This is a genomic window from Caulobacter sp. SLTY, assembly GCF_009905535.1.
Taxonomy (GTDB): Bacteria; Pseudomonadota; Alphaproteobacteria; order Caulobacterales; family Caulobacteraceae; genus Caulobacter.
In genome coordinates, this window is record NZ_JAAALA010000041.1 from 20204 (window position 1) to 29252 (window position 9049).

At 68.0% G+C, this 9049-nt stretch carries 9 protein-coding genes; 6 read left to right on the top strand and 3 right to left on the bottom strand.

Annotated features, from left to right (window positions below; translation table 11 throughout):
• Positions 1-10: 10 nt before the first annotated feature.
• Positions 11-574: a hypothetical protein gene (locus tag GVN21_RS18405; RefSeq protein WP_166576202.1), complete on the top strand. Its 564-nt coding sequence runs from the start codon at positions 11-13 to the stop codon at positions 572-574.
• 190 nt (positions 575-764) lie between these two features.
• A complete protein-coding gene (locus GVN21_RS18410) occupies positions 765-1553 on the top strand; it encodes a dienelactone hydrolase family protein (protein ID WP_166576203.1) in 789 nt (262 codons plus the stop codon).
• On the opposite strand, the gene GVN21_RS18415 is transcribed toward GVN21_RS18410, so the two are convergent.
• Positions 1550-2182: a hypothetical protein gene (locus tag GVN21_RS18415; protein WP_166576204.1), complete on the bottom strand. Its 633-nt coding sequence runs from the start codon at positions 2180-2182 to the stop codon at positions 1550-1552. The two genes, GVN21_RS18410 and GVN21_RS18415, sit on opposite strands and share 4 nt — an antisense overlap.
• Positions 2183-2259: 77 nt before the next feature.
• Here GVN21_RS18415 and rbfA point away from each other — a divergent pair, with 77 nt between their 5' ends.
• The 4 genes from rbfA (at position 2260) to pnp (ending at position 6293) form a co-directional block, all read left to right on the top strand.
• Positions 2260-2694 carry a 30S ribosome-binding factor RbfA gene (gene rbfA, locus GVN21_RS18420; RefSeq protein ID WP_166576205.1) on the top strand — a complete coding sequence of 145 codons (435 nt, stop codon included), beginning with the start codon at positions 2260-2262 and terminating at the stop codon, positions 2692-2694.
• Complete coding sequence (truB, locus tag GVN21_RS18425) at positions 2694-3626, top strand: tRNA pseudouridine(55) synthase TruB (RefSeq protein WP_166576206.1); 933 nt, start codon at positions 2694-2696, stop codon at positions 3624-3626. Before rbfA ends, truB begins: the two co-directional genes overlap by 1 nt.
• 14 nt (positions 3627-3640) lie before the next feature.
• Entirely contained in the window at positions 3641-3916 is a 276-nt protein-coding gene (rpsO, locus tag GVN21_RS18430; RefSeq protein WP_166576207.1) for a 30S ribosomal protein S15, read from the top strand.
• A gap of 238 nt (positions 3917-4154) precedes the next feature.
• Positions 4155-6293 (top strand): polyribonucleotide nucleotidyltransferase, encoded by a 2139-nt coding sequence (gene pnp, locus GVN21_RS18435; RefSeq protein WP_166576208.1) that lies wholly within the window; start codon positions 4155-4157, stop codon positions 6291-6293.
• A 269-nt stretch (positions 6294-6562) separates the two neighbouring features.
• Here pnp and GVN21_RS18440 read toward each other — a convergent pair whose 3' ends face one another.
• Together GVN21_RS18440 and accD are read right to left on the bottom strand one after the other, a co-directional pair.
• Positions 6563-7879, bottom strand: coding sequence for a folylpolyglutamate synthase/dihydrofolate synthase family protein (locus tag GVN21_RS18440; protein ID WP_166576209.1), 1317 nt, complete (start codon positions 7877-7879; stop codon positions 6563-6565).
• Positions 7880-8150: 271 nt separating this feature from the next.
• Positions 8151-9005 carry an acetyl-CoA carboxylase, carboxyltransferase subunit beta gene (gene accD / locus GVN21_RS18445; RefSeq protein WP_240903016.1) on the bottom strand — a complete coding sequence of 285 codons (855 nt, stop codon included), beginning with the start codon at positions 9003-9005 and terminating at the stop codon, positions 8151-8153.
• Positions 9006-9049 lie beyond the last annotated feature (44 nt).

The window sequence follows — 9049 nt, forward strand, 5'->3', positions numbered from 1 at the left end:
ACGGCCGACCATGTTCAAGCTTCCCCTCGCGGCCATAGCGGCCCTCACCCCTGCCCTGCTGCTGGCCCCGCCGGCCCAGGCCGCCGACAAGCGGATGGTGACCTATGATTCCGCCTCGCCGGACGCCCGGCGGCTGACCGGCGCTGGCCTGACCTTCGTTTTCACCCGTCAGTTCATGCGCACCAACATCCTGGCGGTGCGGGCCACCGCCGTGCCGGTCGGCATCGTGCCGAGAAAGTCCGGGGACGGGGCGGTCAACCAGAAGCTGGACGCCCTGATGGGCGAGGATCGCGGTCGGGGCGAGCTCTATGAGATCGACCCGGACAAGGCCGAGGGGAAGGTGATGATCCAGGCCTTCTGCCCCGGTTCGACCAAGGGCTGGCTGGCCATCGGTGCGGTGAACAACCGCAAGCCGCTGCGGGTCCACGCCTTCGGGGATGATGGCGCGGGCGGAGTGAAGCTGTGCGCCGCCATGGACTTCACCTGGCGCGGCGAATGGCAGATGCCCAAGCCGCGGGGGGGCGACACGCGCGCCGCCGTAACTAAGCCCAGCTACGGGCGGCCTGGGAACTAGGGGACCGGTTGCCCGCGCAAGCGGGCTACCTGTCCCCGATCAGCGCCGGCCGTTGAGCCAGGCCCGTCTCAACCGCGATCGCATCGACCTTCCGTGCTGATCGGGGACAGGAACACGGCTTCGCCGCGATCCGGTCCCCTGGCTTTTCGGCGCCGATTCCGCCTAACCTCGTTCAACGGGAGGGCGGGTCATGGCTGACAAGGACGTTCTGGCGAGTTGGGCGGAGTCGGTATTCGACGCCGGACGCTGGACGCGGACGGTGTTCCGCAAGGGGTCTGGCCCGGCGGTGATCATCATCCATGAGATCCCCGGGCTGCATCCGCAGGTCGTCGCCTACGGCGAGAAGGTGGCGGCGGCGGGCTTCACCGTCTTCCTGCCAAGCCTGTTTGGCAAGCCGGGAAAGCCGATCAGCACGGGATACGGGATCGCCGAGATCCTCAAGAACATGTGCGTGCGGCGGGAATTCAACGTCTGGGCCAACGGCCGCTCCAGCCCGATCGTCGACTGGCTGCGGGCCCTGGCGCGGAAGGCGCACGGCGAGTGCGGCGGAAAGGGCGTGGGGGCGCTGGGCATGTGTTTCACTGGCGGCTTCGCCCTGGCCATGATGACCGAGCCGGCGGTGGTGGCCCCGGTACTGAGCCAGCCTTCGCTGCCGCTCGGCAAGAAGGGAGCCGACAAGATCGACTGTTCGGCGGCGGAGATCGCCTGCGCCAAGCGGCGGTTTGAGGAAGAGGACCTTCACGCCATCGCCCTGGCGTTCAATGGCGACGACTTCGTCCCTCCCCAACGGCTGGACATGCTGGAGGAGACCTTCGGCAAGGCGCGGATGAAGGTCCGGCGCATCGATCCCAGTTGCGGCAAGCAGGGGACCGGCCGGCCGCCGCACTCGGTGCTGACCGTCCATCTGACCAATTCGGGTCCGACCGCCGAGGCGGAGGCCGAGACCATCGCCTTCTTCCACCAGCGACTGGACGCCTAAACCCGCAGCTCGAACTCCCGCACGATCCAGTCGTACCAGTCCGGCGCCTTTGCCTTCAGGTTGTCCCGGGTGCGGGGCGGGCGGGCTGCTTTGCCCCAGAGGGCGACCGAACAGGTCATGGCGAAGAATTCGGCCGGGTTGCTGAGCATGTAGGCCCGCGCCGGCCATCTGCCCGAGCGCCGGGCGGCGTCGAAGGCGGCCTGGACCTCGCCATGGCGGCCGGCCGGGCGCAGCACCTCGAAATGGTAGCCATGCAGCAGTTCGTGCAACAGCACCGAATTGTCCGGCGGCGCTGTCTCGTCCCGCAGTTCCAGGCGACCGCCGCGGAACCGGCCCGCCTGGGTCAGAGCCGGGTTGATGAAGATGGTCACCCCCCGGAACCAGGCCTTGCGCGCCTCGCTCATCGGGATGCTTTCGATCAGGTCGACCTGCTGGCGCAGGTAGGTCTCCAGCGGCTCGCGCCGGGCCAGCGCCGCCTGGGTCAGGTCGAAGCGATAGCCGCGCCAGCCGTCCGGGGCGCCGGCGAAAGCGGGCGTGGACAGGCCGGCGGCGATCAGGCCAAGGGCGGCGCGGCGGTGAGGGATCATCCGACCTGAACGCACAAGGCCGCCGGTTCCGGCGCTGGACATGCCAACCGTCCGAGACTAGAAGCCCCGCTCCCCGCCGCCCCGGGTTCGATCCCCGGCCGGACGCAGAGATGCAAGAGATGAAACGCGACAACAATGCCCGGGGCCGCGAGACCGGCCCCAGCCAGCGCCAACTGCGCGCCGGCGAACTGATCCGCCATGCCTTGGTTGAGGTGCTGCGCGAGGAGGAGATTTCCGATCCGGCCTTGGCCGGGGTGTCTGTGACCGTCTCCGAGGTGCGGATGAGCCCAGACCTGAAGCACGCCCTGTGCTTCGTCGAGCCGCTGGGCGCCGGGGTCACCGGCCAGGGGACGGACGGCGTGGTCGCGGCCCTGAACCGGGCGGCGAAGTTCCTGCGCGGGAAGCTCGGCCGTCACATCGACATGAAGTTCACCCCCGACCTGAAGTTCATTCACGACGAGAGCTTCAACGCCGCCGCCGCCATGGACCGGCTGTTCGCCGACCCGCGCGTCCAGGCCGATCTGCACGCGCCCAAAGACGAAAACGAAGACTGATGGGCCGCCGCAAGAAGGGCCAGCCGGTTCACGGCTGGGTCAACCTGGACAAGCCCTACGACTTCGGATCGACCCAGGCGGTGGGCAAGGTCCGCTGGCTGTTCGACGCCCAGAAGGCCGGCCACGCCGGGACGCTGGACCCGCTGGCCACCGGCATCCTGCCCATTGCCCTGGGTGAGGCGACTAAGACGGTCAGCTTCCTGGTGGACGCCGACAAGACCTATCGCTTCACCCTGGAGTGGGGCCGATCCACCGCAAGCTTCGACCGCGAGGGCGCGACCACGGCCGAGTCCGACGTCCGCCCGACCCGCGATGAGGTCGAGGCGCAGCTGGGCCAGTTCATAGGCGAGATCGAACAGGTGCCGCCGCAGTTTTCGGCCGTAAAGGTTGATGGCGAGCGGGCCTATGACCTGGCCCGCGACGGGGTCGAGTTCGAGCTGAAGGGCCGGCCGGTCACCATCCATGACCTGCGCATCGTTTCCGTGCCCGACTCCGACCACATCGAGCTGGAGATGGACTGCGGCAAGGGCACCTATGTCCGCGCCGTGGCCCGCGACCTGGCCGCCGCCCTGGGCGCCTGCGCCCATGTTAGTGAGCTACGCCGCACCCGGGTCGGACCCTTCGGGGAAGATTCGGCGATTACACTGGAAAAGTTGGAAGATTTAGGCCATAAGGCCGCGCTTCCGGAGGCCCTCCTTCCGGTCTCGACCGCGCTGGACGACATCCCGGCGCTGGCCGTTACCGCCGAAGACGCATTCCGGTTGGCTCAGGGACGCTCGATCGTCCTCCTTCCGCGACAGGTGGAAGCCTTGCGAGACCAGCTTCACGGCGGGTCTCGGACGGTTTGCGCCATGGAAGGGGAACGTCTGGTCGCCCTGGCCGAGATGCGCGCGGGATCGCTCAATCCGGTGCGTGTTTTTCAACTCACCTGAGCTGGAGAAACCCGATGTCGATCACTGCCGAGCGCAAAAGCGCGCTCATCGCCGAACATGCCCGCACCCCGGGCGACACCGGAAGCGCCGAAGTCCAGGTCGCGATCCTCTCCGAACGGATCGCCAACCTGACCGAGCACTTCAAGGATCACAAGAAGGACAACCACAGCCGTCGTGGCCTTCTGCAGATGGTTTCGCAGCGTCGTTCGCTGCTGGGCCACCTGAAGAAGTCGGATGAGGCCCGCTACGAAGCCCTCATCGCCAAGCTCGGCCTGCGTCGTCAGCACTAGTTACGAGTTCAGGGGCGGGGTCCTTCACACGAAGGGCCCCGCCTCTTCGCATATCCGCCCATCCCTCTCAGGTCCTGGGGGTCGGCGTCGGGGGTTCCCCCCAAACATCCGCGAAGCCGCCCGAGACCGGGGACTTCATCGGACCTGACACCGGAGAGGAAATCGCCCGCTGGGCTCCATCCCTGTCCACCCCCGCCAAGGAATACGCCTGGTGGGATTGAGAGAAGAAAGACTCACAATGTTCGAGATTCGACGCAAAACCATCGAGTGGGGCGGCAAGTCCATCACCCTCGAAACCGGCCGCATCGCCCGTCAGGCTGACGGCGCCGTTCTGGCCACCATGGGCGAAACCGTCGTCCTGGCCACCGCCGTCTTCGCCAAGACGCAGAAGCCCGGCCAGGACTTCTTCCCCCTGACCGTCAACTATCAGGAAAAGACCTTCGCGGCCGGCAAGATCCCCGGCGGCTTCTTCAAGCGCGAAGGCCGTCCCTCGGAGAAGGAGACCCTGGTCTCCCGTCTGATCGACCGTCCGATCCGCCCGCTGTTCGTCAAGGGCTTCAAGAACGAAGTCCAGGTCGTCTGCACCGTGCTGCAGCATGACCTCGAGAACGACCCCGACATCATTGCCATGGTCGCCGCCTCGGCCGCCCTGGTGATCTCCGGCGCCCCGTTCATGGGTCCGATCGCCGCCGCCCGCGTCGCCTATGTCGACGGTGGCTACATCCTGAACCCGACCGTCGACGAGATGAAAGACTCGAAGATGGACCTGGTCGTGGCCGGCACCGCCGACGCCGTGATGATGGTCGAGTCGGAAATCCAGGAACTGGACGAAGCCACCGTTCTGGGCGGCATCCAGTTCGCCCATGACGGCATGCAGCCGGTCATCAACGGCATCATCGAGCTGGCCGAGCACGCCGCCAAGGACGCCTTCGACTTCGAGCCGGAAGACACCGACGCCATCAAGGCGGCGATGAAGCCGCTGGTCGGCGAGGACATCATCGCCGGCTACAAGATCCAGAAGAAGCAGGACCGCTACGAAGCGATCGGCGCCGCCAAGAAGAAGGCCATCGCGGCCCTCGCCAAGAGCGAAGCCAATCCGGACGGCTATGACCCGCTGAAGCTGGCCGGCGTGTTCAAGGAACTGGAAGCCGACGTCGTGCGTCGCGCCATCCTCGACACCGGCATCCGCATCGACGGCCGTGACGTGAAGACCGTGCGTCCGATCCTGGGTGAAGTCGGCATCCTGCCGCGCACCCACGGCTCGGCCCTGTTCACCCGCGGCGAGACCCAGGCCCTGGTCGTGGCCACCCTGGGCACCGGCGACGACGAGCAGTTCATCGACGCCCTGGAAGGCACCTATAAGGAATCCTTCCTGCTGCACTACAACTTCCCTCCCTACTCGGTCGGTGAAACCGGTCGGATGGGCAGCCCCGGCCGCCGCGAAATCGGCCACGGCAAGCTGGCCTGGCGCGCCCTGCGCCCGATGCTGCCGTCGAAGGAAGACTTCCCCTACACCATCCGCCTGGTCTCCGAGATCACCGAGTCGAACGGCTCGTCCTCGATGGCCACGGTCTGCGGCTCCTCGCTGGCCATGATGGACGCGGGCGTTCCGCTGATCCGTCCGGTCTCGGGCATCGCCATGGGCCTGATCCTGGAAAGCGACGGTTTCGCCGTTCTGTCCGACATCCTGGGCGACGAGGATCACCTCGGCGACATGGACTTCAAGGTGGCCGGCACCAGCGACGGCATCACCTCGCTGCAGATGGACATCAAGATCTCCGGGATCACCATCGAGATCATGAAGCAGGCCCTCGCCCAGGCGAAGGAAGGCCGTGATCACATCCTCGGTGAGATGAACAAGGCCATGGACGCGCCCCGCGAAGAGCTGGGCGAGTACGCGCCGAAGATCGAGACCATGAAGATCGCCGCGGACAAGATCCGCGAAGTGATCGGCACCGGCGGCAAGGTGATCCGCGAGATCGTCGCCACCACCGGCGCCAAGGTCGACATCGGGGACGACGGCACGATCAAGATCGCGGCTTCCGAGCAGTCCAAGATCGACGCCGCCCGCGACTGGATCAAGTCGATCGCCTCGGAGCCGGAAATCGGCGCCATCTACAACGGCAAGGTCGTGAAGGTCGTCGACTTCGGCGCCTTCGTGAACTTCTTCGGCGCCAAGGACGGCCTGGTCCACGTCAGCCAGATCAGCAACGAACGCGTGGCCCGCCCCGCCGACGTTCTGACCGAAGGCCAGATGGTCAAGGTCAAGCTCATCGGCTTCGACGACCGCGGCAAGACCAAGCTGTCGATGAAGGTCGTCGACCAGGAGACCGGCGAAGACCTGTCGGCCAAGCAGGACGCCCCCGCCGACGCGTAAGCGAGGGTCTCTGCTGGAATTACGGGAAGGGGCGGCTCGCAAGGGCCGCCCTTTTTCGTTGCCCGGCGCGTGGCGCCGTATCAACTCTCCCCCCGCGTTGCGGGGGGAGGACCGCTCTGGAGCCTTCAAGCGACAGAGCAGGAGGGGGGCACGTCTGCCGGGTGACTATCCCCTACCGCCGGTGGGGCCCGCCTCCTGGTCCTTCGCTTCGCTCCGAACCCGTCCTCCTCCCGCTTGCGCGGGTGGAGAGAGACCTTCCGGAAGTCGCCCTAGGTGGGCCAGGTGTCCGGGCTCATCGCCAGCACTTCTCCGGCCAGGTAGAGGGAGCCGCAGATCATCACCCTGGGCGGGGCGGGGGAGGCCAGCGCCATTTCCAGCGCCGCCTCCATGCCGTTGGCCGCCACAGCTTCCAGGCCGGCCGCCTTGGCTGCCGAAACAAGCCGCTCGGGCGGGCTGGCGGTCTCGGCGTCGAACGGTACGGCGATGATGCGCGGCGCCAGGCCCCGGAAGGCATCGAAGAAGCCTTCGGCGTCCTTGTTGGCCAGCAGGCCGCAGACCAGCACCGCCTCCCGGCCATCACGGCCTTTCAGCGCCAGCAGGGCATCGGCGAGGGCGCGGGCGGCGTGAGCGTTGTGGCCGCCGTCGAGCCAGAGGTCGGTTCCCGCGGCCTTGGCGCGCATCGCCAGGGGGCCGGCGGTGAGCCGCTGCATCCGGGCGGGCCAGACGGCGGTCTCCACGCCCCGGGCGATGGCGGCCTCGTCGAGGCGGGGGTTCTGCAGGGCCAGGGCCGCCACGGCCGCGACCCCGGCGTTGGCGAACTGATGGGCGCCGGGCAGGGATGGCGCGGGCAGGTCGAGCAGACGATCCTCCAGCTGGACCAGCAGGCGGCCGGCATGGGCGTAGGCGTCGAATTCGCGCCCAAGCGCGGTCAGGGGAGCGCCTAGCGCGGCGGCGCGTGCCTCGATGACGGCGAAGGCCTCCTCGCCCTGCCAGCCGGTCACCACGGGCCGACCGCGCTTGATGATGCCGGCCTTCTCGCCGGCGATGGAGCGGATATCGTCGCCGAGGAACTCGCGGTGGTCGTGGTCGACGGGGCAGATGACGCTGACCGCCGGGGACTCGATGACGTTGGTGGCGTCGAGCGAGCCGCCGAGGCCGACTTCGAGGAGCACCAGGTCGGCCTCGACTTCGCTGAAGGCCTGGAAGGCGGCGGCGGTGGTGATCTCGAAGAAGGTGATCGGCTCGCCGGCGTTGGCGGTTTCGACCCGCTCCAGGACCTCGGCGAGGTGGGACTCGGTGATCAGGGTTCCGGCGAGGCGGATGCGCTCGGCGAAGCGCACGAGATGGGGCGAGGTGAAGACGTGGACCCTCAGGCCCGCAGCCTCGGCCATGGCGCGTAGGAAGGCGACGGTGGAGCCTTTGCCGTTGGTGCCGGCGACGTGGACCACGGGCGGGAGACGGCGCTGAGGGTCCCCCAGGGCGGCGCAGAGCCGGCGCATGCGGCCGAGCGACAGGTCGATCTTCTTGGGGTGCAGCGCCTGCAGGCGGGCCAGGGCGGCGTCGTGGGGGCGGAGGTGGTCGGTCATGGCGCACAGTCCCTTCCCCCGCGTGGCATGAGCATCGACCGTGGCCTGTCGGGGACAGGTACTCCGGGACAGGCCAGGGCGAACCCGGCCATGACGGGGAAGCGGAGAACCAGTCCCCAGGCGAGCAGCGGGGACTGGTTCTCCGCGCCCGGGTCGGCGAAGGCTCGACGACGGTTAAACGGAGTACCTGTCCCCGATCGGGCACGGTCGTGGCGGCCGAAGCTGTCTTGAGCCATAACCGATGACCCTGGCCGTATAGGGGAAAGGGAGACTAAGCCGCCTTCGAACGCGCCCGTCCCATCATCAGGGTGCCCATCAGGCTGCCCAGGATCGCCGGCAGGTCGCCGCGCGGCACCACGCGGTCGACCATGCCCTTTTCGACCAGGTATTCCGAGCGCTGGAAGCCCGGCGGGAGGGTCTCGCGGATGGTCTGTTCGATCACCCGGGGGCCGGCGAAGCCGATCAGGGCGCCCGGTTCGGCCAGGTGGATGTCGCCCAGCATGGCGTAGGACGCGGTCACCCCGCCGGTGGTCGGGTCGGTCAACACCACGATGTAGGGCAGCTTGGCGGCCTTCAGCTCCTGGATGGCCAGGGTGGTGCGGGCCATCTGCATCAGGCTGAGGGTGCCTTCCTGCATCCGGGCGCCGCCGGCGGCGGTGAAGGCGACCAGCGGGCACTGGCGGGCGATGGCGGCTCTAGCCGCGGCGATGAAGGCTTCGCCGGCGGCCATGCCGAGCGATCCGCCCATGAAGGCGAAGTCCTGGACCATCACCACGGCCGGAACGTCACGGATCTTGCCGGCGGCGATGGCCACCGCGTCCTGGGCGCCGGTGGCCTTGCGGGCGGCGGCGAGGCGTTCGGGATAGGGCTTGCCGTCGAAGAACTTCAGCGGGTCTTCCGGCACCTCAGGCGTCGGCAGGGCCTCATAGGTCCCGCCATCGAAGGTGTATTCGAAGCGCTGTTTCGAGCCGATCCGCATGTGACGACCGGCGGGGGTGACCCACAGGGCGGCCTCGAGATCGGGGCGATAGATCATCTCCCCGGTGTCGGGGCATTTGACCCACAGGTTTTCCGGCGTCTCGCGCTTGGCGAAGGCGTTGCGCACGCCGGGGGCAATCCGCGACAACCAGCCGCCGCTGCGTTCCTTGCCGGACGCGGGGGGGCGGGTGG